The sequence below is a fragment of the Kribbella sp. NPDC049227 genome (assembly GCF_043197265.1).
In the GTDB taxonomy this organism is placed as follows: Bacteria; Actinomycetota; Actinomycetes; order Propionibacteriales; family Kribbellaceae; genus Kribbella.
In genome coordinates this window covers 185,282-208,302 of sequence record NZ_JBICST010000008.1, presented here as the reverse complement: position 1 = coordinate 208,302, position 23,021 = coordinate 185,282, and the positions used below count along the sequence as shown (strand labels likewise).

20 protein-coding genes are annotated in these 23,021 nt (G+C 68.3%); 11 read left to right on the top strand and 9 right to left on the bottom strand.

Features of this window, described 5'->3' with window-relative positions:
* Positions 1–6: 6 nt before the first annotated feature.
* The 4 genes from ACGFH6_RS34165 to ACGFH6_RS34150 all read right to left on the bottom strand — a co-directional run bounded on the left by ACGFH6_RS34165 (position 7) and on the right by ACGFH6_RS34150 (position 4,534).
* Complete coding sequence (locus ACGFH6_RS34165) at positions 7–876, bottom strand: carbohydrate ABC transporter permease (protein WP_131353081.1); 870 nt, start codon at positions 874–876, stop codon at positions 7–9.
* Positions 873–1,646, bottom strand: coding sequence for a carbohydrate ABC transporter permease (locus ACGFH6_RS34160; protein WP_393392320.1), 774 nt, complete (start codon positions 1,644–1,646; stop codon positions 873–875). Before ACGFH6_RS34160 ends, ACGFH6_RS34165 begins: the two co-directional genes overlap by 4 nt.
* 347 nt (positions 1,647–1,993) lie before the next feature.
* On the bottom strand, positions 1,994–3,367 hold the full coding sequence (locus tag ACGFH6_RS34155) for an ABC transporter substrate-binding protein (RefSeq protein WP_393392317.1): 1,374 nt from the start codon (positions 3,365–3,367) through the stop codon (positions 1,994–1,996).
* A 174-nt stretch (positions 3,368–3,541) separates the two neighbouring features.
* Positions 3,542–4,534 (bottom strand): LacI family DNA-binding transcriptional regulator, encoded by a 993-nt coding sequence (locus ACGFH6_RS34150; protein WP_393392314.1) that lies wholly within the window; start codon positions 4,532–4,534, stop codon positions 3,542–3,544.
* Between the two features lie 66 nt (positions 4,535–4,600).
* Between ACGFH6_RS34150 and ACGFH6_RS34145 the strand changes: the two genes are divergently transcribed.
* Positions 4,601–5,848, top strand: a complete 1,248-nt coding sequence (locus ACGFH6_RS34145; RefSeq protein ID WP_393393590.1) for a DUF4032 domain-containing protein — start codon at positions 4,601–4,603, stop codon at positions 5,846–5,848.
* Here the strand turns inward: ACGFH6_RS34145 and ACGFH6_RS34140 are convergent, their stop codons facing one another.
* Together ACGFH6_RS34140 and ACGFH6_RS34135 are read right to left on the bottom strand one after the other, a co-directional pair.
* Positions 5,849–6,616: an SDR family NAD(P)-dependent oxidoreductase gene (locus ACGFH6_RS34140; protein WP_393392312.1), complete on the bottom strand. Its 768-nt coding sequence runs from the start codon at positions 6,614–6,616 to the stop codon at positions 5,849–5,851. It abuts the gene before it with no gap.
* Positions 6,613–7,764 (bottom strand): acyl-CoA dehydrogenase family protein, encoded by a 1,152-nt coding sequence (locus ACGFH6_RS34135; RefSeq protein WP_393392308.1) that lies wholly within the window; start codon positions 7,762–7,764, stop codon positions 6,613–6,615. Before ACGFH6_RS34135 ends, ACGFH6_RS34140 begins: the two co-directional genes overlap by 4 nt.
* Before the next feature lie 85 nt (positions 7,765–7,849).
* On the opposite strand from ACGFH6_RS34135, the gene ACGFH6_RS34130 reads away from it, so the two are divergent.
* The 4 genes from ACGFH6_RS34130 to ACGFH6_RS34115 all read left to right on the top strand — a co-directional run bounded on the left by ACGFH6_RS34130 (position 7,850) and on the right by ACGFH6_RS34115 (position 12,046).
* Positions 7,850–8,434 carry a TetR/AcrR family transcriptional regulator gene (locus ACGFH6_RS34130; RefSeq protein WP_393392306.1) on the top strand — a complete coding sequence of 195 codons (585 nt, stop codon included), beginning with the start codon at positions 7,850–7,852 and terminating at the stop codon, positions 8,432–8,434.
* Positions 8,435–8,452: 18 nt separating this feature from the next.
* Positions 8,453–10,108: an alkaline phosphatase D family protein gene (locus tag ACGFH6_RS34125; RefSeq protein ID WP_393392303.1), complete on the top strand. Its 1,656-nt coding sequence runs from the start codon at positions 8,453–8,455 to the stop codon at positions 10,106–10,108.
* A gap of 43 nt (positions 10,109–10,151) precedes the next feature.
* A complete protein-coding gene (locus tag ACGFH6_RS34120) occupies positions 10,152–11,033 on the top strand; it encodes a S1 family peptidase (RefSeq protein ID WP_393392300.1) in 882 nt (293 codons plus the stop codon).
* Positions 11,034–11,161: 128 nt separating this feature from the next.
* Positions 11,162–12,046, top strand: a complete 885-nt coding sequence (locus ACGFH6_RS34115; RefSeq protein WP_393392298.1) for a S1 family peptidase — start codon at positions 11,162–11,164, stop codon at positions 12,044–12,046.
* Positions 12,047–12,095: 49 nt separating this feature from the next.
* On the opposite strand, the gene rlmB is transcribed toward ACGFH6_RS34115, so the two are convergent.
* Positions 12,096–13,055 (bottom strand): 23S rRNA (guanosine(2251)-2'-O)-methyltransferase RlmB, encoded by a 960-nt coding sequence (rlmB, locus tag ACGFH6_RS34110; protein ID WP_393392294.1) that lies wholly within the window; start codon positions 13,053–13,055, stop codon positions 12,096–12,098.
* A 1-nt stretch (position 13,056) separates the two neighbouring features.
* Positions 13,057–14,493: a cysteine--tRNA ligase gene (cysS, locus tag ACGFH6_RS34105; protein ID WP_393392291.1), complete on the bottom strand. Its 1,437-nt coding sequence runs from the start codon at positions 14,491–14,493 to the stop codon at positions 13,057–13,059.
* Between the two features lie 220 nt (positions 14,494–14,713).
* Between cysS and ACGFH6_RS34100 the strand changes: the two genes are divergently transcribed.
* The 4 genes from ACGFH6_RS34100 to ACGFH6_RS34085 all read left to right on the top strand — a co-directional run bounded on the left by ACGFH6_RS34100 (position 14,714) and on the right by ACGFH6_RS34085 (position 18,652).
* The gene (locus ACGFH6_RS34100) at positions 14,714–15,745 is read left to right on the top strand and encodes a neutral zinc metallopeptidase (RefSeq protein ID WP_393392288.1); all 1,032 of its coding nucleotides are present in this window, start codon (positions 14,714–14,716) and stop codon (positions 15,743–15,745) included.
* Between the two features lie 115 nt (positions 15,746–15,860).
* Positions 15,861–16,697: a lysozyme gene (locus ACGFH6_RS34095; protein WP_393392285.1), complete on the top strand. Its 837-nt coding sequence runs from the start codon at positions 15,861–15,863 to the stop codon at positions 16,695–16,697.
* Between the two features lie 41 nt (positions 16,698–16,738).
* Positions 16,739–17,296: a GNAT family N-acetyltransferase gene (locus ACGFH6_RS34090; protein WP_393392283.1), complete on the top strand. Its 558-nt coding sequence runs from the start codon at positions 16,739–16,741 to the stop codon at positions 17,294–17,296.
* A 63-nt stretch (positions 17,297–17,359) separates the two neighbouring features.
* Positions 17,360–18,652, top strand: a complete 1,293-nt coding sequence (locus ACGFH6_RS34085; protein ID WP_393392280.1) for a peptidase C39 family protein — start codon at positions 17,360–17,362, stop codon at positions 18,650–18,652.
* A gap of 3 nt (positions 18,653–18,655) precedes the next feature.
* Here ACGFH6_RS34085 and ACGFH6_RS34080 read toward each other — a convergent pair whose 3' ends face one another.
* Complete coding sequence (locus ACGFH6_RS34080) at positions 18,656–20,338, bottom strand: DUF2207 domain-containing protein (RefSeq protein WP_393392277.1); 1,683 nt, start codon at positions 20,336–20,338, stop codon at positions 18,656–18,658.
* A 102-nt stretch (positions 20,339–20,440) separates the two neighbouring features.
* On the opposite strand from ACGFH6_RS34080, the gene ACGFH6_RS34075 reads away from it, so the two are divergent.
* Positions 20,441–21,511 (top strand): neutral zinc metallopeptidase, encoded by a 1,071-nt coding sequence (locus ACGFH6_RS34075; protein ID WP_393392274.1) that lies wholly within the window; start codon positions 20,441–20,443, stop codon positions 21,509–21,511.
* A 167-nt stretch (positions 21,512–21,678) separates the two neighbouring features.
* A complete protein-coding gene (locus ACGFH6_RS34070) occupies positions 21,679–22,704 on the top strand; it encodes a neutral zinc metallopeptidase (RefSeq protein WP_393392271.1) in 1,026 nt (341 codons plus the stop codon).
* The last annotated feature ends 317 nt before the right edge of the window (positions 22,705–23,021 follow it).

Sequence of the window (23,021 nt, the reverse complement as noted above, 5' to 3'; positions counted from 1 at the left end):
ATCCCCTTATCCTTTGAGACTTCCGGCAGTGAGGCCGGCCATGATGCTTCTTTGGAACACGAAGAACACCAGGATCGTCGGCAGGCTGGCGATCACCAGCGACGCGATCAGCACGTTCTGCGGCATCTGCGCGGACAGCGACGCGATGCCGACGCTGATCGACATCTTGTCCGTCTCCGGCAGCACCAGCAGCGGCCAGACGAAGTCCTTCCACACCGTCACCACGGACAGGATCGACACCACACCGAGGATCGGCCGCGACACCGGCAGCACGATCGACCACAGGATCCGCAGCGGCGAGGCACCGTCGATCTCCGCCGCCTCCAGCAGTTCGCGCGGGATCGAGTCGAAGAACCGCTTCAGCAGGAACACGAAGAAGCCGTTCGCTGCCGCCGGCAACCAGATCGCCCACGGGGTGTTGAGCAGGTCCAGGTGGAAGATCGGCAGATCCTTGGCCACCAGGTACGTCGGCAGCAGCAGAACCATCGGCGGGATCATCAGCGTCGCCAGCATCGCGCCGAGGATCAGCTTGCCGAAGAACGGCCGGAGCTTCGACAGCGCGTACGCCGCGGTGACGTCGACGGCGAGCGTGAACAGCCACGCGCCACCGGCGTACAGGGCGGTGTTCTTCAGGAAGACGCCCAGTTGCAGCTGTTCCCAGGCGTCGGCGTACACCCCGAGGTCGAACGACTTCGGGAAGAAGCTGGGCGGGATCTGGGCCAGCTCGTCCGGGGACTTGAGCGCGCCGGTCACCATCCAGTACAGCGGGAACACGAACGCGCCGGTGAAGCCGACCACGACGACCGTCAGGATCGTCCAGTAGATCAGCCGGCCGCGCGGGGTCCGCAGCGCGAGCGGCGACACCAAGGTCCTCATCGGGCCTCCTCCTCGCGGGACACGCGCAGGTAGATCGTGGAGAACACCAGCAGGACGAGCATCAGCATCAGGCCGAGCGCGCCGCCGCCACCGAAGTCGCCGAAGTTGAAGGCGTACTGGTACATCAGGTAGGCGACCGTGACGGTCGCGTTCTCCGGGCCGCCGCCGGTCAGCAGGTACGGCTCGATGAAGACCTGCATGGTCGCGACGACCTGCAGCAGCAACATCACCAGCAGGATCAGCTTGGTCTGCGGGATCGTCACGTGCCACACCCGCCGGAACAGACCGGCGCCGTCGAGCTCGGCCGACTCGTACAGGTCGCCCGGGATGCTCTGCAGCGCGGCGAGGTAGATCAGCGTGCCGGTGCCGAGGTTCATCCAGGTGGACACCAGCACCAGGCTCACGAGCGCCGTACTGGTGGAGTCCAGCCAGCTCAGCGGCGGGAGATGGAAGACGTCGAGGATCTGGTTGAACAGGCCGGAGCCTGGGTCGTAGAACCACTTGAACAGGAGGACGGCGACGGCCGGCGGCAGCATCACCGGGAGGTAGACGACGAACCGCAGGTAGGCCTTCGCGTGCCTGAGTTCGTTGAGGACGACGGCCAGCACGAACGGTACGGCGTACCCGATCACGAGAGCGAGACCGCTGAACGCGGCGGTGTTGAGCCACGCGGATCGGAACGCCGGGTCCTCGATCACAGTCCGGAAGTTGTCGAACCCGACCCACTTCCCCGGGTCGACGAAGTTGTTCTCCTGGAAGCTGAGAATCACCTCGCGCACCATGGGATACCAAGAGAACAAGGCGAAACAGATCAACGCCCCACACAAGAACCCGTACGCCGTGAGATTCCGCCCGACCGCCCTCCGCAAAGCCCCCTGGCTGTCGGGAGTGGGCGTTCGGTCAGCAGCCCAAACCCCATCAAGCCCCCGCCCACCACCCGCCGCACCCACCGCAAACCCGCGGCCCCCACCGCCCACCGCACCGTCCGCAGAGCTGCCGCGGCGGGGCCATTTGCGGCGGGGGGCTGCTGCGTCGCCGCCGGTTCGGAGGTCTTCTTCCCCAGCGCCCGCCGGCCCCGCGGAGCGGGGTCGGCGGGCTTCTGTTCGGTTGTCCACCATCAGGTGTTCTTGGCCAGGATCTTGTTGGCCTTGCCCTCCGCATCAGAGAGCAGCTTGTCTATGTCGGCGTCCTTCCGGGTGAGGACCGCGGACATCGCCACATCCAGCACGGCGTACAGCTCCTGCGCCTTCGGCGGCTCGAGCTTGTTGGTGATGGTCGACTGCGCCGCGACGTACGGCGAGAAGTGGTCGACCGGGACCGTCGCGTACTGCTTGCGCAGGTCAACGATCTGCTTGCCGGGCGCGGAGTCGCCGTACAGGTCCGGGATCGGCAGCCCGACCGGACGTCCCTGCTCCTTGGCCCGCGCGTAGTTGAACTGCCCTTGGCCCGGCGTCAGCTCGTGGAAGTTCAGCCACAGCAGCCCGGCCTTGATCTTCTCCGGCGTGGCCTTCGGGTTGAACATGTAGCCGTCGCCACCACTCAGCGACGCCTTGCCCTCGGACTCCGGTACGGCGGTCACACCGTAGTCCTCGAACTTGCCCTGGAAGTCGTTGTTCACGCCCTGCACGACATCCGGCGCGCCGATCATCATGCCGAGCTTGCCGGAACCCATCATCCGCATCAGGTCCTCCCACTGGAGGAGCTGCTTGCTGCCCATCGAGTTGTCGTTCCAGCGCATCTGCTTGAGGTTCTCCAGCACCGCCTTGCCTTCGGCGCTGTTGAACGCGGCGGTCTTGCCGTCGTCGCTGACCATCGACCCGCCACGTGCGTACAGCGACGCGGCGAAGTGCCAGCCGCCGGTGTTGCCGGCGGAGTACTCACCGAAGCCGACGTACCCGGGGCCGATCGCGGCGATCTTCTTCGCCGCCTCCTGCACCTCGCCCCACGTCTTCGGCGGGCTGTCCGGGTTCAGGCCGGCCTGGGTGAACAGCTTGCGGTTGTAGACCAGGCCCATGTTGTAGTTGTTGCGCGGCAGCCCGTAGGTCTTGTCGCCGTCCTTGAACACGCCCATCACGTCTGGCCGCAGGTCCTTGACCGCCTTCACATCGCCGACGTACTGGCTGATGTCGGCGGCCTGCTTGGCCTTGATGATCTTCTGGACGTCGGTGTAGTAGACGTAGAACACGTCCTCCTGGCTGCCGCCGGCCAGCTTCGCCTGGAAGGTGTCCGGGTTGATGCAGGGGAACGCGTCCTTGCTCTGGATGGTGATGTTCGGGTGCTGCTGCCGGAACGCGGCCACGTCGGCGTCCCAGGCTTCCCGCTCCTTCGGATTGCTCTTCGGCGGCTGGCAGCCGACCGTGATGGTCACCGGGCCGTCGCTGCTCGCTGATGCCTGAGCACTCGGTTCGTCGTCCCCCGACCCGCAGGACGCGGCCACCAGCCCGAGTCCCGCGACCAGCAGCAGGCTGAGCCCGCGCCGCGTTGTCCTCATCGATCCACCCTCTCCCTCGATCTTGCGGACACCGTAGGCAACTCGACACCACTGCGCAATACTCAAATAGAAGATTGCAAAAACGTGACTTCAGATGGGAAGGTGGCTCGCGCAGGGCAGACGGCAGCAGCCGCCGACCGGTGACCGGTCAGCGGCTGCGGAGGGGGTGGTGGGTCAGATCCTGGCGCGTGCGGTGGAGGCCCGGACGACCAGTTCCGGCTCGAACAGCAACTCGTCGGCAGGTACGGCGGCCCGTTCGATCAAGGCGACCAGCATGTCGACGGCGGCCCGGCCCATCGCGTCGATCGGCTGCCGGACCGTGGTCAGCGGCGGGTCGGTGCAGTTCATCATCGCGGAGTCGTCGTACCCGATCACGGAGACCTCGTCGGGCACGGACAGACCGGCCCGGCGGACCGCGCGGATCGCGCCGAGCGCGAGGATGTCGCTGGCGCAGACGATGCCGGTGACCCCGTTGTTGACCAGCCGGGTCGCGGCCGCGTGCCCGCCCTCGAGCGAGAACATGGTGTGCTCGACCAGCTCCGGATCCGCCTCGTCCGCGGCCATGAACGCGTCCAGCTTGCGCCGCGACGGGATGTGGTCGCGCGGCCCGAGCACCATGCCGATCCGGCGGTGGCCGAGTGCGCGGAGGTGACCGAGCGCCATCTCGGCGGCGACGAAGTCGTCCGAGGACACCTGCGGGAAGCCGAGGTGATCGACCGCCGCGTTGACCAGGACGGTCGGCAGCTTGCGCTCCTGGATCAGCTCGTAGTGCGCGTGCGGTGCGTCGGCCTGGGCGTAGAAGCCGCCGGCGAACACCACCCCGGACACCTGCTGCTGCAGAAGCAGGTCGACGTAGTCGGCCTCGGACACACCGCCGACCGTGCGGGTGCAGAGCAAGGACGTGAAACCTTGCTGCGCGAGCGCGCCACCGACGACCTCGGCGAACGCCGGGAAGATCGGGTTCTGCAACTCCGGCAGGACCAGCCCGACGAGCCGGGCCCGGTCGCCGCGCAGCTGGGTGGGACGCTCGTACCCCAGGACATCGAGGGCGGTGAGCACCGCTTCCCGGGTCGCCTCGGACACACCCGGCTTCCCGTTCAGAACCCGGCTCACGGTGGCTTCGCTGACGCCGACCTTCTTGGCCACCTCTGCAAGTCGTCGTGTCATAACGCAAACTCTACGCCTGTTCACGCAAGTTCTTGCAATAGCTTGCGTACCTCCTGAACTCTCAGGATTCCTGACAGACTTGGAGCCGTGCCCCGATTCGTCGCCACCCGCCCGGACACCGGCCTGCTGTCGCTTCCGTGGGACGTCCCCCTGGAGGACTGGCCCGAGGACCAGCTGGTCGCGCTGCCGCGCGGTATCTCGCGGCACGTGGTCCGGTTCGTCCGGGTCAACGGCAGCGTGTACGCGATCAAGGAGGTGCTGGAGCACCTCGCGCTGCACGAGTACCGGCTGCTGCGCGACCTGGAACGGCTGGAGTCGCCCTCGGTCGAGCCAGTTGGCGTGATCACCGACCGGCTGGACCGCAACGGTGAGCCGATCGACTCGATCCTGATCACCCGGCACCTGCAGTTCTCGCTGCCCTACCGCGCTCTGTTCTCCAGCACGCTGCGGCCGGACACGGTGAACCGGCTGATCGACGCCCTGGTCGCGCTGATCGTCCGGCTGCACCTGCTCGGGTTCTTCTGGGGCGACTGCTCGCTGTCCAACACGTTGTTCCGCCGCGATGCCGGCGCTTTCGCGGCGTACCTGGTGGACGCCGAGACCGGCGAACTGCACCAGGACATCTCCGACGGCCAGCGCGCGCACGACCTCTACACCGCGGAGATCAACCTCTTCGGCGAACTGCTCGACCTGCAGGAGGGCGGGTTGCTCGACCCGGACATCGACCCGCAGGAGACCGTCGAGTCGATCCAGAAGCGGTACGAGGCGCTGTGGGCCGAACTGACCGCCCCGGAGGAGTTCACCACCGACGAGATGCACCGGCTGGACTCGCGGATCCGGCGGCTGAACGAGCTCGGCTTCGACGTCGCCGAGATCGACATCATCACCGACTGGGACGGCAGCCAGGTCCGGATCCAGCCGAAGGTCGTCGACGCCGGGCACCACTCGCGCCGGCTGCTGCGGCTCACCGGCCTGGACGTCGAGGAGAACCAGGCCCGCCGGCTGCTGAACGATCTGGACGCGTTCTCCGCCTCGACCGACCAGCAGAACGAGGACGAGGAGATCGTCGCGCACCAGTGGCTGACCACGGTGTTCGAGCCGGTGGTCCGCTCGGTCCCGCGCGACCTGAACCGCAAGCTCGAGCCGGCCGAGGTGTTCCACGAGGTGCTCGAGCACCGCTGGTTCCTGTCCGAGCAGGCCGGCCACGAGATCGACACGATGGAAGCCGCGCGCTCCTACGTGGAGGATGTGCTGGCGGCCAAGCCGGACGAGAAGCTTGCGCTGCCCACCCCGACCTTGTCCGAACCGGAGTGATCAGCGCGGTGGCATCCGCAGGGCGCCGTCCAGCCGGATGACCTCACCGTTGAGCATCTGGTTGTCGACGATGTGACCGACCAGAGCGGCGTACTCGGCCGGGCGGCCGAGCCGCGACGGGTGCGGGACCTGCTGCTCGAGGACCGTGCGGGTCTCCTCCGGGAGACCGGCCAGCATCGGTGTCTCCATGGTGCCCGGGGCAATGGTGACGACCCGGATCCCCTTGTCCGCAAGGTCTCTGGCCGCGGTCAGGGTGAGGCCGACGATGCCGCCCTTGCTGGCCGCGTACGCCGCCTGCCCGACCTGACCGTCGTACGCCGCGATGGACGCGGTCATCACCACGACACCCCGGTCGCCGTCGTCGCCGGACGGCTGCGCGATCATCCGCTCGGCGGCCAGCCGGAGCACGTTGAAGGTGCCGATCAGGTTCACCTCGACCACCTGCCGGAACGTTGCCAGCGGCAACGGACCCTTCCGGCCGACGACCCTGCCGGGTGTCGCGATGCCCGCGCAGGTGACGACCACCCGCAGCGTGCCGAGCCCGGCGGCCGCGTCCAGCGCTGCCGTCACAGCCGCCTCGTCGGTGACGTCGGCCGGCGCGAACACGACCCGGTCGCCCAGCTCGTCGGCGATCGCCTTGCCCGCGGAGGACGCCAGGTCGACGATCACGACCGCGGCCCCGTCGGCGGCCAGCCGCCGTACCGTCGCCTCACCGAGACCGGAACCACCACCGGTGACCAGGGCGACGTCGGAGGGGCCAAGCTTCATCGAACACTCCTCAGGAGATCTCGGCTGATCACCAGCCGCTGGATCTGGTTGGTTCCTTCGAAGATCTGGGTGACCTTGGCCTCGCGCATGTACCGCTCGGCCGGGAACTCGCGGGTGTAACCGTACCCACCGAGCACCTGGACCGCGTCGGTGGTGACCTTCATCGCGGCGTCGGTGCAGATCAGCTTGGCGATCGCGGCCTGCTGGGTGAACGGGCGGCCGAGGTCGCGGCGGCGCGCGGCCTGCAGGTACGTCGCCCGCGCGGACTCGACCGCGGCGGCCATGTCGGCGAGCAGGAACTGGACGCCCTGGAAGTCCGCGATCGCCTGACCGAACTGCTGCCGCTCCAGCGCGTACGCCGCGGCGACGTCGAGCGCGGCCTGGGCCAGACCGACCGCACACGCCGCGATGCCGAGTCGGCCGGAGTCCAGTGCGGACAGGGCGATCCGCATCCCGGCGCCCTCGGCGCCGATCAGGTTCGCGGCCGGGATCCGGACCTGGTCGTAGTTGACCAGCGTGGTGGTCGACCCGGTCAGGCCCATCTTGCGCTCGGGCGCGCCGAAACTGAGGCCCTCGGCGGACGCCGGCACGTGGAAGGCGGAGATGCCGCGCTTCGGGTCCTCCGACGTACGGGCGAAGGTGGTGTAGAAGTCGGCGTGCGAGCCGTGGCTGATCCATGCCTTGGTGCCGGTCAGGACATAGTCGTCTCCGTCGCGGACCGCGCGCGTGGTCATCCCGCTGATGTCGGAGCCGGCCTGCGGCTCGGACAGCGCGTACGCTCCGAGCAGTTCGCCGCCGATCATGTCCGGGAGCAACCGGGCCCGCTGCTCTTCGGTGCCGAACGTAGCCAGCCCGTAGCTGGTCATCGTGTGCACGGAGACCCCGACGCCGACCGACATCCAGGCGGAGGCGATCTCCTCGAGCATCTGCAGGTACACCTCGTACGGCTGCTCGGCGCCGCCGTACTGCTCCGGGTAGGGCAGGCCGAGCAGACCTGCCTTGCCGAGTGTGCGGAACGCATCCCGCGGGAAGGTCTCGCTCTCCTCCGCCTGAGCGGCGTACGGCGCGAGTTCGTGCACGCACAGGTCACGGACCAGGGCGAGCAGATCGGTGGATTCCTCGGTCGGCAGGAGACGATCGACAGCCATCAGGCACCCCTCTCAACGGCTGACGAAATGATACTCGCAACGATACTGAAGCACATAGTTCCGTATCGTTCTATGCTGTCTCGATATGACAACAGTCGTTCCGGGGCGCCGTACCCGCAGGCAGTCCGAACTGCTCGACCGGCTCCTGACCCTGTTCCTCGAGCAGGGCTTCAGCCGGTTCACCCTGGACGACCTGGCCGCCGAGCTGCGCTGCAGCAAGACGACCCTGTACGCGCTCGCGCCGAGCAAGGAGCAGCTCGCCGTCGAGGTGGTCAAGCACTACTTCAAGAATGCCACCGCCCAGGTCGAGTCCGCGGTCGCCCGGCAGACCCGGCACGACCGGCGGATCGCGGCGTACCTGAACGCGGTCGCGGACGCGCTCCGGCCGGCCAGCCGGACCTTCCTGGACGACGTCGCGACGTTCGCGCCGGCCCGGTCGGTGTACGAGCGGAACACCCGGATCGCGGCCGACCGGGTCCGGGCGCTGATCGAGGACGGGATCAACAACAAGACGTTCCGGCAGGTCGACATCGCGTTCGCGGCCGAGATGGTCGCGCACACCATGCAGGCCATCCAGCGCGGCGACATCGCCCGCCGGACCGGTCTCAACGACGCCGAGGCGTACCGCGAGCTCGCGTCGTTCGTTCTGCACTCGCTGCGGTTGGACTGAGCTTGTAACTTTGCCCGGATGGAACTCAGGCTGGGCCCGCTGCTGCGGTACGTCGACGAGACCCAGGCCACCGTCTGGGTGGAGACCAGCGGTCCGGCCGAGGTCGAGGTGCTCGGCCACAAGGCCCGGACGTGGTCGGTCCACGGCCACCACTACGCGCTGGTCCGGATCGAGGGCCTCGCGCCGGACTCCACGACGCCGTACGACGTGAAGCTCGACGGCAGCACGGTGTGGCCGCTTCCGTACAGCCCGTACGGCCCGAGCGTGATCCGGACGCCGCGTGCGGACGGGACCTTCCGGCTGACGTTCGGGTCGTGTCGCCGATCCGCGCCGTTCGACGAGACGGGGTTCAAGGAGTTCGGCCCGGACGCGTTGGTCGCGCTGGCCGAGTCGGTCGCAGCCGGTGACGGTGATCAACCGGACGCGGTCCTGCTCCTCGGTGACCAGGTGTACGCCGACGACCCGTCCGACGCCGTACTGCGCCGACTGCACGAGGCCCATGGTGGGCGGCCAGGGTCCGAGGTCGCCGACGAGATCGGGAACTTCGAGGAGTACACCTGGCTGTACGACGACGCGTGGACCACGCCGGCCGTGCGGTGGCTGTTCTCCACGATTCCCCTGTGCATGCTGCTCGACGACCACGACCTGCGCGACGACTGGAACACCTCGCTGACCTGGCGTCGCTGGGTGACCGCGCAGCCGTGGTGGCACGACCGGGTCGTCGGCGCCTACGCGTCGTACTGGGTCTATCAGCACCTCGGCAATCTCTCGCCCGAGCAGCTCGACCAGGACCCGACGTACCGCGCGATGCTCACGATCGAGGACGACGAGGAACGTACGGCGTACCTGGACAGCTTCGCGTGGACCGCCGACGAGGATGCGGCGTCGACCCGTTGGAGTTTCTACCGCGACTTCGGCGGCGTCCGGCTGCTCGCGATCGACTCACGGTGCTCCCGGCATCTGGAGCCGGGCGAGCGAGCGATGGTCGACGCGCACGAGTGGGACTGGGTACGACGCCGCACGGTCGGGGCGAACCGTTCGATCCGGCATCTGCTGCTGGCCTCCACGCTGCCGTTCCTGCTCGCGCCCGGACTGCATCACCTGGAGGGATGGGACGAGGCGATCTCGTCCGGCGCCTGGGGGCAACGCAGTGCCCGGGTCGGCGAGAGGATCCGGCAGGGCATGGACCTGGAGCACTGGGCGTCGTTCCGGAAGTCGCTCGACGACGTGACCACGCTGCTGACCGAGGTGGTCGGTGGCGAGGATCCGCCGGCGTCGATCCTGATGCTGTCCGGCGACGTGCACTGCAGCTACCTGGCCGAGGCCCACCTGACGACCGTCGAGCATCCGGGTACGGCGATCCGCCAGCTCACCATGTCGCCGTTCCGGAACCCGGTGCCGCAGCACATCAGATGGGCGAACCACATCCTCGGCACCCGGTGGATGACGGCGCTGCTACACCGGCTCGCACGATCGGCCGGCGTACAGGATGTGGCGGCGAACTGGCGGCTGTCGCACGGGCCGTGGTTCGAGAACGGGGCGATGACGGTGACGCTGTCCGGCGAGGAGTGGGCGGTCGACGTCGACCACGCGGTGTTACGTGGTGATCTGCAGGTGTTGCGGCGCACGGTGACCTGCAGCGGCCTAGACTCATCCAAGCGTTTGACGTCCTGAAGCTGCCATCGAACTCATCAGAACCGCACGCCACGGAAGGCTGATGACCATGCGACCCTCCACCGTCCGGCGAGCAGCCGCTGCGCTCGCCGTAACCGCTCTGACCCTGACCGCACTGCCGGCCAAGGCCGATCCGGTCAAGCCACCGCGACTGTCCGCCGCGGCGATCACGTCTGCCCTGAACGAGGACGTCTCGATCCCGGGCACCACCTGGATGACCCGGCCGGACGGCACTGTCGAGGTGTCCTACGACTCGACCGTCACCGGTTCCAAGCTGACCTCGCTGACCGGCGTGACCAAACGACTCGGGGAGGGCGTCGTACTGACGAAGCTGCCCGGCAAGCTGACCACCCGGACCAGCGGCGGCAGCGCGATCTACGGCGGCAACGTGAAGTGCTCGGCCGGCTTCAACGTCTCCCGGCGGGGCATCTACTACCTGCTCACCGCCGGTCACTGCGGAGCCGAGGCCGCGACCTGGTACAACAACTCGGCCAAGACCTCCCGGCTCGGTTCGCGGCACCACTTCAGCTTCCCGGGGAACGACTACTCGCTGATCGTCTACCGGACCGACATCCCGAAGCCCGGCGGCAGTGTGAACCTGTACAACGGGCGGTCGCAGGACATCAGCCGGGCGATCAACCCGAACCTCGGCAAGTACGTGTACCGCGCCGGCGCCACCACCGGCCTGCAGCACGGCACGGTCACCGGGCTCAACGTCACGGTGAACTACCCCGAGGGCCGGGTGACCGGCATGATCCGGTCCAGCGTCTGCTCGGAGCCGGGCGACTCGGGCGGTCCACTGTTCTACCGGCAGTACGCCTACGGAGTGCTGTCCGGCGGCAGCGGCGACTGCAGTTCGGGCGGCGTCAGCTACTTCCAGCCGGTCGTCGAGGCCCTCACCCGGTACGGCGTCGCCGTGTACTGAACGGAGGATTACCCTCACGCTCCGAATTCGGGCGAATACTCACGGACAGATCTGGGTACGACTGCTCACGGTTTAAGTCAAGGACGCACCCGCCCCGAGCGCGTCCTCATCGTGAGGAGGCTGAAACCGTGAATTTCTCCCTGATTCGCCGTACCACCGCGATCCTGGCCGCCGCCGGGCTCGCCGCCGCCGGGCTGCTGGCCACCCAGGCCAGCGCCGCCCCGATCAACCCGTCGGCACTGTCGGCGACCGCCATCACCGCCACGCTGAGCAAGGACGCGTCCATCCCGGGCACGGCCTGGCAGACCAACCCCGACGGCCGGATCATCGTCTCCTACGACGACACGGTCACCGGCGCCAAGCTGTCCTCGCTCACCGGGGTCACCAAGCAGTTCGGCGACCGGGTCACGCTGGAGAAGATCTCCGGCAAGCTGACCAAGTACATCGCCGGCGGCGATGCGATCTACGGCGGGCAGTATCGCTGCTCGCTCGGCTTCAACGTCCGCAGTGGCAGCACGTACTACTTCCTGACCGCCGGTCACTGCGGCAACATCGCGTCCAGTTGGTACTCGAACTCGAGCCACACCACGCTGCTCGGCACCACCTTCGGGTCGAGCTTCCCCGGTAACGACTACGCGATCGTCAAGTACAGCACGTCGTTCACGAACCACCCCGGAACGGTGGACCTGTACAACGGCACGAGCCAGGACATCACGACCGCGGGCAACGCGTCCGTCGGCCAGGCCGTCAAGCGCAGCGGTAGCACCACCGGTGTGCACAGTGGCTCGGTCACCGGCACGAACGCCACGGTGAACTACGCCGAAGGCACCGTCACCGGCCTGATCCGCACCAACGTGTGCGCTGAGGGCGGCGACTCCGGCGGCGCGCTGTTCGCCGGTACCACGGCCCTCGGTCTCACCTCCGGCGGCTCCGGCAACTGCAGCAGCGGCGGGACGACGTACTTCCAGCCCGTCACCGAAGCGCTCTCGCGCTATGGCGTGAGCGTCTACTGACCCCTGCAACAACAGCGCCCCGGACCACTCGGTCCGGGGCGTTGTGCTGTCACGCGCGGCGGCGGGAGATTTCGTAGAGCGCGACGCCGGTGGCGATTCCGGCGTTCAGGGACTCGGTGGCCGACGTCATCGGGATCGAGACGATCAGGTCGCAGTTCTCGCGGACCAGCCGGGCCAGGCCCTTGCCTTCGGAGCCGACGACCAGGACGAGCGGCTCAGTCGCGACGTCCAGGTCGGGGAGCTCCACGGCGCCACCCATGTCGAGGCCGACGACCATCAGGCCGGCGTCCTTGTACGACTTCAGCGCGCGGTTGAGGTTGGTGGCCCGCGCGACCGGGATCCGCGCCGCGGCACCGGCCGACGTCTTCCACGCCGACGCCGACACCGACGCGGCCCGACGCTCCGGGACCAGTACGCCGTGGGCACCGAAGGCCGCCGCGGACCGGGTGATCGCGCCGAGGTTCCGCGGATCGGTCACCCCGTCCAGCGCGACCACGAGCGGCACCTCGCCCGCGGCGTACGCCCGGTCGAGCAGGTCGTCGGGATGCGCGTACTCGTACGGCGGGATCTGCAGCGCGACACCCTGGTGGGCGCCGCCGGCGGTGACCCGGTCGAGCTCGGCCCGCGGCACCTCGAGCACCGAGACACCGTGCTCGACCGCGAGCAGCAGTGCCTCCCGCAGCCGGGCGTCCCGTTCGGTGCCTTCGGCAACATGAAGGGCCGCGGCCGGTACGCCGGCCCGCAGTGCCTCGACCACCGGGTTGCGGCCGTAGACCCACTCGACCGTGGAGTCGGTGTCCTTGCGGGCCGGGCGTCGATTGCGCTCGCGTTCGTTGGCGCGCTCCTTCGCCTTGGCCCGCTTGTGCGCCGGGTGCTTGACCCGGTCCACCGCCTTCGGGGTCGGGCCCTTGCCCTCCAGACCGCGGCGGACCCGGCCACCGGATCCGGCGGTCGGGTTGCCCCGCGGCTTCTTGCGGATGGCGCCCTTGCGCTGGCTACTTCCCGGCACGTCAGCTTCCTTCGTCGGTTGTAGTCGGTGCCGCCAGCGACCAGCGTGGTCCCTGCGGTGTGTCCTCGACGACGACGCCGAGCGCCTTCAGCCGGTCGCGGATCGCGTCCGACGCGGCGTAGTCCTTGCGTTCGCGGGCGGCCTGCCGCTGCTCCAGCAGCGCCTTGACCAGGCCGTCCACCACCTCGGTCAGCTCGCCACCGACGTCGGACCGCGACGCCCAGGGGTCGGCCAGCGGGTCGAGCCCGAGGACGCCGAGCATCCCGCGCACAGCCGCCAGGCTCTCGCGCAGCGCGGGCGAATCCCCGTCCGCGAGCAGCTTGTTCCCGTCCCGGACAGTGTTGTGCAGGACGGCGAACGCCGCCGGCGTCCCCAGGTCGTCGTCCATCGCGGCGCCGAAGTCGGACGGCAGCTCGGCGGCCGGCTCGACCCCACCGGTCACCTCGGTGGCCCGGGTGACGAAGCCCTCGACGCGCTGGAATCCCTTCGCGGCCTCGTCCAGCGCCTCGAACGAGAACTCCACCACCGAGCGGTAGTGCGACTGCACCAGGTAGTACCGCAGCTCGATCGGCCGCACCCGCTGGACCACGTTGCGCACGATCGCGCCGTTGCCCATCGACTTCGACATCTTCTCGCCGGCGGTGGTGACGAGCGCGTTGTGCATCCAGAACCGGGCGAACTTCCGCCCGACCGCGGTCGACTGGGCCAGCTCGTTCTCGTGGTGCGGGAAGCGCAGGTCCAGCCCGCCGCCGTGGATGTCGAACTCGTCGCCGAGGTACTTGCCCGCCATCGCCGAGCACTCCAGATGCCAGCCCGGGCGGCCGCGGCCGTACGGCGCCGGCCAGGAGGCCGTCCGGGGGGTGTCCTCGGTGTATCCCTTCCAGAGCGCGAAGTCGCGGGGGTCGCGCTTGCCGCGCGGGTCCGCGTCCTCGGCGGCCTCCATGTCGTCGATCTTCTGGTGCGACAGCTCGCCGTACGACGGCCAGGACCTGATGTCGAAGTAGACGTCGCCGGATCCGTCCGGGGCGACGTACGCGTGGCCGCGCTCGATCAGCTCGTCGATCAGCTCGAGCATCTCCGGGATGTGACCGGTGGCGCGCGGCTCGTACGTCGGCGGGCGGCAGCCGAGCACGTCGTACGACCAGTGCAGTTCGCGCTCGAACTCGTAGGCGTGCGCCCACCACGGCACACCGCGCTCGGCCGACTTGGCCAGGATCTTGTCCTCGATGTCGGTCACGTTCGCGATGACGGTGACCTCGTATCCGGACCGCTCCAGCCAGCGCCGCAGAACGTCGAAGACGACCTCCTTGTAGATGTGCCCGACGTGCGGCGCACCCTGCACCGTCAGCCCACAGTGGTAGATCCCGACCTTGCCCGGATGGACCGGCTCGAAATCCCGCACTGCTGCCGTCATGGTGTCGTACAAGCGAAGTGTCACCGGTCAAGGGTAACGGGAAGTGGCACTCCCTCTTGACAAAATACCGGCAGGAGCACTTGTCAGGAGGAATCCGTTGCCGAACCAGCCGCCGTACGGCCCGCCGCCGCAACAGCCGGGGCCGTACCAGGGGCCGCCACCCCCGCAGTACGGACCGCCACCGGGTCCGCCACCGCAGTACTGGGGACCACCGCAGGGTCCACCTCGGCAAGGGCCGCCCCCGATGGGTCCGCCGCCGGGACCGGGATTCGGCTGGGGGTCGAACGGATTCCCGCCGCCGCCCAAGAAGAAGAGCAAGGCGGGCTGGATCGTGCTGCCGATCGCCATCGTGGCGCTCGCCGTCGTCGGATTCTCGGTGCTCAGCAGCATGGTGAAGCACAACAGTGACGACTACACCCAGCCGGAGCCGACGTCGTCGACGTACGAGCCGACCGAGGGGCCGACGTACATCCCGACCACCACCAAGGCCCCGACCACGAAGCCGACCCAGCCCAAGCCGACCCAGACCAGGACGACGCCTCCGCCGCCGTCGGACTCCGACATGGTCACGAAGAACCGGATCTACAGGACCGGCAAACAGAGGACGGTGAACTGCCGCGAGTCCAAGTCGCGGGCCAGCAGCCTGGCGAACGCGCGCAAGTACTACACGAACGTGCTCAATTGCCTCATCCGCGCGTGGCCGAGGCAGGTGACGGCCAGCGGCTCGCGCTTCATCACGCCGCACCTCATCGCGTTCACCGGCAGCGTGTCCACCCCGTGCAGCGGGAACGCGCCGAGTTCGTTCTACTGCCGGTCGAACCACACCATCTATATGGACGCCGGTACCGACGTGACCTGGTACCGCGGGCACAGCAACGACTCGGTGGCGACCACCTGGCTGCGGGCCGACATGAGCGACACGGTGGCGCACGAGTTCGGCCACCACGTCCAGGCGATGACCGGCATCCTGGCGGCGGAAAGCAACCTCGAGTACCAGTTCTCCGGCGACAAGTCGCTGGAGATGAGCCGCCGGACCGAGCTCCAGGCGACCTGCTTCGGCAACGTGTTCATGGGCGCGAACAAGAACAGTTACAAGTTCACCGGCTCACTCAAGAGGGAACTGGACTACCTGCACTCACACTCGGGCGACGAGTACGGCACGGTTCGGGACCACGGCAGCCGTGCGGTCCAGCCGCGTTGGGCCAACTCCGGCTTCAAGACCCTGAGCCCGGGTGGCTGCAACACCTTCGTGGCGGCCTCGAAGTACGTGAAGTAGCCGATGGGTAAATAGTCACGTTTCATACATGCTGGAGGGTTTGATTCTTTCCAGGTACGGGTAAGACCTCCGCCGAGCGCTCTGTCCGCCCCTCATCGCTCTGTGGAGGTTCACCGTGAAGTCCGTCCTCACGGGTGCCGCCGTCACTCTTGGCCTGCTCCTGGCCTCGATCGGCTCCGCCCAAGCCAGTACGCCGAACACCGACGCGTCGACCGCGTCCCACCAGCCCACCCCGCAGGCCCGCCAGCACGGCATCGACAAGGCCGGCGACGCCTACATGGGCTGGCTGCAGAACACCACGACCAGCGCCGCTCCCGCGGTGATGGCCCCGGCCGCCTCGGTCGAAGGCATCGACGTCTCCAGCCACCAGGGCAACGTCAACTGGGCCTCGCAGTGGTCGGCCGGCAAACGGTTCGCTTATGTGAAGGCGACCGAAGGCAACTACTACACGAACCCGTACTTCGCCCAGCAGTACAACGGGTCCTACAACGTCGGGATGATCCGCGGCGCCTACCACTTCGCCACCCCGAACGACTCCAGCGGCGCCAACCAGGCCACCTACTTCCTGGCCCACGGCGGCGGCTGGTCCCGGGACGGCAAGACCCTGCCCGGCGCGCTCGACATCGAGTACAACCCGTACGGCGCGACCTGCTACGGACTGAGCGCGGCCGCGATGGTCAACTGGATCCGCGACTTCCTCAACACCTACAAGGCCCGCACCGGCCGCGACCCGGTCATCTACACCAACCTCGACTGGTGGAGCCGCTGCACCGGGAACAGCACCGCCTTCAACGCGACCAACCCGCTCTGGGTGGCCCGCTACGCCTCGGCGCCCGGGACCTTGCCGGGCGGCTGGCCGTTCCACACCATCTGGCAGTACAGCTCGACCCCGATCGACCAGGACCGTTTCAACGGCGACCAGTCCCGGCTGGTGGCCCTCGCCAACGGCTGATCCGGGGAAATCGGGTTGCGGCGGTCTCATAGTCTCGATCGGTGACCTATTCGCTGCCGATCGAGACTGACCGCCTGACCCTTCGCCGCTACCTCGACACCGACTACGACGACCTGCTGAAGCTGCAGTCCAACCCCGACGTCACCCGGTTCCTGCTGTACGACCCGAAGACGCCGGAGCAGGTGCAGGAGTCCCTTGCCGGCCGGCTGGCCGACGTACCGATGGACACCGACGGTCAAGCGCTCACCGTCGCTGTGATCCTGCGGGAGACCGGCCGGCATGTCGGCGAGGTGACGTTGTTCGTGCGGAACGCGGAGCACCGTGGCGGCGAGCTCGGCTTCGTCTTCCACCCCGAGTTCCACGGCCGCGGGTTCGCGGCGGAGGCCTCGATCGAGGTGCTCCGGCTCGGCTTCGAGGAACTCGGCATGCACCGGATCATCGGCCGCCTGGATGCCGCGAACAGCAGCTCGGCGAACCTGCTCGAGCGGCTCGGCATGCGCCACGAGGCGACGTTCGTGAAGAACGAGTTCCTGAAGGGCCGATGGACCGACGAGGCAGTGTTCGCGATGCTCGCCGAGGAGTGGGACAAGCGCTCGTAATTATCTGACCGCGCGACACGCGATCGCGGCACGCGTTCACCGGCTCGGGTCTACCGTCGAAGAATGACCACCGCCCGTTCCGTCACCGCCGCCCTGATCTCCGGTGTGGTCGTGCTGACCGCCGGTTCGCTACCGAGCGAGGCCGCCAAGGTCGCCCCGCCGCGTCAGATCGCCTACCACACGTGGACGTCGACCACCGACTTCCTCGCCGGTGCCCAGCACGGCACCACCGTCACCGACGGTGCCCTGACCTTCGGCACCTCGACCGGCTCCACGTCGTACGTCGATCCGTTCGGCGACGGCACCGCGAAGAGCTACGACCAGACCAGCTGGGTCTCGCCGCACGTGAGCACCGGCTTCGGGCTGACCGAGCTGGTCGCGTCCTGGAACGCGACCACACCGCCCGGCACCTGGATCGAGGTCTCGATGGCGGGCCAGACGAACGCCGGCGCCACGACCAAGTGGTACGTGCTCGGCCGCTGGTCCGGCGGGGACGACACCGCGGCCGGTGACATCCACCGGACCTCGGTGCCGAGTCAGGGTGACGCGGACGGATCCGTTGCCGTCGACACCTTCACCGCCGCCTCGGGCCGCTGGCTGGATCGTTGGCAGCTCAAGGTGACCCTCTATCGGCTGAGCGGTACGACGCAGAGCCCCGTGGTCCGGTCGGTCGGGGCGATGGCGTCCCGGCTGCCCGACGAGAAGAAGGTTGCCGCGAGCCCCCTTGGCGGTGCCGAGGGCATCGTTCTCGACGTACCGACGTACTCGCAGGAGACGCACCTCGGGCACTATCCGCAGTGGGACGGCGGCGGCGAGGCGTGGTGCTCGGCGACGTCGACGGCGATGGTGCTCGACTACTACGGTGCCGGGCCGACCGCCGGCGAGACGTCCTGGGTCGACCCCGCCGACGCGGATCCGCAGGTGGACCACTCGGCCCGGTCGGTCTTCGACTACGCCTACGACGGTGCGGGCAACTGGCCGTTCAACACGGCGTACGCCGGATCCCGCGGAGTGGACGGGTTCATCACCCGGCTGCGGTCGCTGACCGAGGCGGAGCAGTTCATCAAGGCCGGCATCCCGCTGGTCGCGTCGCTGTCGTTCAAGAAGGGCGACCTGCCCGGCGCGGGCTACGGGACCAACGGGCACCTGATGGTGATCGTCGGGTTCGACCAGGACGGCAACGTGGTCGTCAACGATCCGGCCTCGCACCTGATCCCGAGCAACGGCGAGGTACGGACGACGTACGACCGGACCGCCTTCGAGAACGCGTGGGTGCCGCACTCGGGCGGGCTCGTGTACGTCATCCACCCGAGTGGCCTGCAGCTCCCGCCACGGGAGCCACAGGCCAACTGGTAGAGATCAGCGGGCGAAGAGCGCGCCGGTCAGGTTCGTCGTGAGGTTCCGCAGCGAGTCCGGCAGGTACTGCAGGTGCCATCCGCGCGGACCGCGGTACCACGCGAAGCCCTCGTCCTCGTCGGCGTCCTCGTCGGTCGCGACCAGCGCGTCGATCCAGCGCTCCGATCCGCCGAGGACGACGGCGTACGGCAGTGCGCGCGAGCAGAGCTCGGCGTGCTGGTCCGAGGGCAGTTCGCTGACGTCCATCTCGAGCAGCTCGCCGCGGATCGCAGCCACCTGGCCGAGCACCCGTCCGGCCGCCGGCGCCTTGGACGGCATGTAGCGGCCGACCACGATCAGGCCGACACCGATGGCAGTGACCGCCAGGCCCAGCAGGCCCCAGGTCGAGAACAGTGCGAGGAGGACAGTCGCGATCACGCCGACCACTGTGGTGGCGATACCGATCGTCGCCCACAGCGACCGGGTCCGGTCCGGGCGCTCGTTGAACCAGCCGCGCTTGACCACACCGTCGTACAGGGCGTCCTGGACCTGGCCGAGGTTCTCCCGCACCTGGCGGCCGAGCTCCGAGACGAGCACGGAGTCCCCGTCGCCGAAGATCGCCCGGATCAGGACGTTCTCGTACCGCTGCAGCTCCTCCGACGGCGCGTTCGCGACCCGGCGCAGTTCCCAGTCCGGTCGCGCGTACTCGGTCTCGTGCTCCAGCTCGATGATCGTGATGTGCCCGCGGACCGCCAGGTCGATGATCGTCGCGGTGACGTCGACCGGGTCGATCCGCTCGTCGATCAGCGTGCCCACCTCGCCGGGCCGCAGGTCGGACGGCGGGGTGAAGTCGATCCGGGTGTCGTTGCCGAGGCTGAACAGCGAGGCCGGTACGACGCGGCGCGGGTCGATCTGGTCGCGGCCGCGGACCCGGTAGAGCAGCAACAGCCCGATCAGGCCGAGCAACAGCACGGCCAGCGCGGTGATCAGCTGCGCGGTGTCGGTGGAGAACGCGCGCTTCAGAGTCTTGCGGTACTCGACGATCGAGTTCGCGGCGATCTCGCCCTCGGGGAAACCGATCGTCATCCGGACCGTGTTGCCCGGCGGCAGGCTCTGCTGCTGGAACGTCGGCCCGGACGTCTCACCGATCTGCGCCAGCGTGCACGGCGTGTTGCTGTCGATCGCCCCGGCGAAGCACGAGACGTGCGAGACCTCCGGAGTACTGAAGACGATGTTGGCCTGCTGGACGGTCAGGTTGATCCCGGTCAGCGGCGCGAACCGCGCCTCGGTGCCGTTCAGCGTCTGGGCGACCGCGCCCTTGACCGTGTAGGTGAAGTCCAGCTGGGTGTTGCCGCCGCTGACATCCGCGACCGCCATCGAGGTGACGTCACCGTCCGTGCTCAGCTCGGCCTGCTTCTCCTCGCCGCCCGACTTGACCTGCAGGTCCTGGATCTCCTGCACGTGGTCGATGTCGTCGGGCAGATGGTCACGGGTGACGACGAACCGGGTGAACGTCCCGGTCACGTTGCTGAGCTTCCAGGTCTCGGAAACCCGTAGCAGGCCGTCACGTTCGACCCGGATCTGGCTGTCGAAGTTGGTCACGACCGGGTCGGCCGCACCATTTGAACCGGTCGCACCGGCGGGGAGGCCGGTGAGAGCGGTAAGGCCGAGGGCACACAGGGAGAGCCCGAGCAGACGAAGACGCATTGCTCAATCACACCGTATCGGAGGGGTCAGTGTTGACCTGGGCACCATATCGTGACGCACGTTCAACTGTGGTTGAGCCGGGGCTCCGCTACCGTCTGCCGCGTGTCAGGCAACCAATGGGGACCTCCACAGCAACCCGGGTACTACGGTCCGCCACCGGCCGGCCCGCAGTACGGCTGGGGACCGATGCCGCCGCAGCCACCGAAGAAGTCGCGCGGTGTGGCCGTCCTGGTCCTCGGCCTGCTCGCTGCCGCGGGGGCGGCCGCGGTCATCATCGCGCTCAAGATCGCCCAGGGTGACGACGACGATGTGGCCGTGACCCGGCCGGTTGCCACGAGCGCTCCGACGTACTCGACCCCTTCGGTGCCGGTGGCAACGACCACCTCGTTGCCGCCGCCACCTACCACTCACCCGCCGACGGCCCAGCCGACGCGGACGACCACCGCGCCGAAGGAAGTCACCCCGCTGCAGTTCATCGCCACCCACCGGCTCTACAAGACCGGTATGCAGCGGTCGGTGAACTGCAAGGAGTCCCGCTCCGGGCTCGGTAACGGGTCGAAGGCAACGGCTTACTACCGCGCGGTCAAGGCCTGCCTGGACCGTGCGTGGCCGCGGCAGATCCAGGCGTCCGGCAGCCGGTTCCGGAAGCCCGGACTGATCTCCTGGGTGGGCAGCGCGAACTCCCCGTGCGGCAACTCCGACCGGAGTCTGTCGTTCTACTGCTCGTCGAACCACACGATCTACATGGATGTTGCCGACGACATCCAGTACTGGCGGCAGAACCAGCAGTTCACCCGGGCCCTGGCCATGCACACGGTGGCCCACGAGTACTCGCACGCCGTCCAGCAGATGACCGGCATCCTTCCGGCGTACTACAAGGTCCGCTACCAGATGCCGAACCAGGCGGCACAGCTCGAGGTCAACCGGCGGATGGAGTTGCAGGCGTCCTGCCTGGGCAACACGTTCCTCGGCGCCAACCGGGGCAGCTACCCGATCTCGGGCGGGCTCTACCGGCAGTGGCTCTACATCGTGAACAACAGCGGTGACATCACCTCGCTGCCCCGCGACCACGGGAGCCGGAAGAACCACGGCGCCTGGAGCCGGTCGGCGTTCACCAGCCGGAACCTCAGCAAGTGCAACACCTACACGGCGTCGGCGGCCAGAGTGAGTTGAGCCGGGGCTCGGATAGCGTCGGGCGGGTGTCTGGCAACCAGTGGGGCCCACCGCCGCCCGGGCAGTATCCACCACCTCCACCACCACCTCCTCCGCCCGGACAGTTCGCTGGGTACGGCGGTCCGCCGCCGCCACAGTTCGGGTGGGGCGCACCGCCTGGTGGGCCGATGCCGCCGCGGAAGAAGGGCAGCGGTGGGAAGGTGCTGCTCGCGATCCTGGGGGTCGTCGTACTCGGTGGGATCGGTCTGGCGGGTGTGTCGAACGCCCTGAGGCACAACGACTCTCCCTACAGCAGTCCGTCGATTCCGACGTCGACCGACAGCCCGACGTACGAGCCGTCCGAGGAGCCTTCGCCGGCGCCTGCCACTGCCACCAGCCGGCCGACAGCGACGCGGACCACGGCCAAGCCGACGACCACGCGGCCGACCGCGCCGCGGACGACCAGTACGCCGAAGCCCAAGCCCGGTCCGACCGATTCCGACCTGGTGCTGCGCAACAAGCTGTACAAGGCCGGCGGCATGAAGCCGGTGAACTGCAAGGAGAGCCGGTCGCGTCCGTCCACTGTGTCCGGTGCGCGGGCGAACTACTCCACTCTCCTCAAGTGCCTGAACAAGGCCTGGCCGTCGATCGTCGCGAAGGCCGGTGGCCGATTCCGGTCACCGCACGTGCTGTCGTTCAGTGGCACCATCCAGACGCCGTGCGGGAGCTACAGCGACAGCGGTCCGCCGTTCTACTGCGGCAGCACCGAGACCATCTACATGAACCTCAGCGAGGACATCGGCAACTACAACCGCCACCCGGAGACCTATCAGAAGGTGTGGGCACGGATGTGGATGCTGCACCAGTTCGCCCACGAGTACGGGCACCACGTGCAGAACATGACCGGCATCCTCGCGGCCAACAGCCGGATCCGGTACGAGGCGCCGACCCAGGCGGCCGAACTCGAGGGCAGCCGGCGGCTGGAACTGCAGGCATCCTGCTTCGGCGACATCTTCATCGGGTCCAACCGGCGTACCTACCCGGTCACCGGCGAGTCCCTGTTCCAGTGGAAGTGGCTGATCCTGCACTGGACGGACTACAACAACGACCACGGCGACGGGGTGAACCACCAGTACTGGGCCACCCGCGGCTTCAACAGCCGCAACCCGAACGTCTGCAACACGTTCGCCGCCTCGGCCGGGAAGGTTCGGTAGACCGGAATGCCCGCCGACACCGGTCTGATGCGCGGTGACAGCCCGGGGTGACTAGCCTGGGTGAACCCGGATCACGCAAAGTATGTCCGGGGATGTGCATCGTTGTCCGGGGGGAACCGACCGGGCGCGGCTTCGGCACCCCGAAACAGCGCCGGATGCATCACGTTGACGGCAACACCCAGCAAGGTCGTGAGGAGTATCGATGTCGGACAACTGGAACCCACCCCCGGGACACGACCCGGCAGACCGCGAGCCGGCTGAGGGAGATCAGCCGACCGGTCCGCCGGAGCGGCCGGCCCGGGACGGTCGGCCAGGCC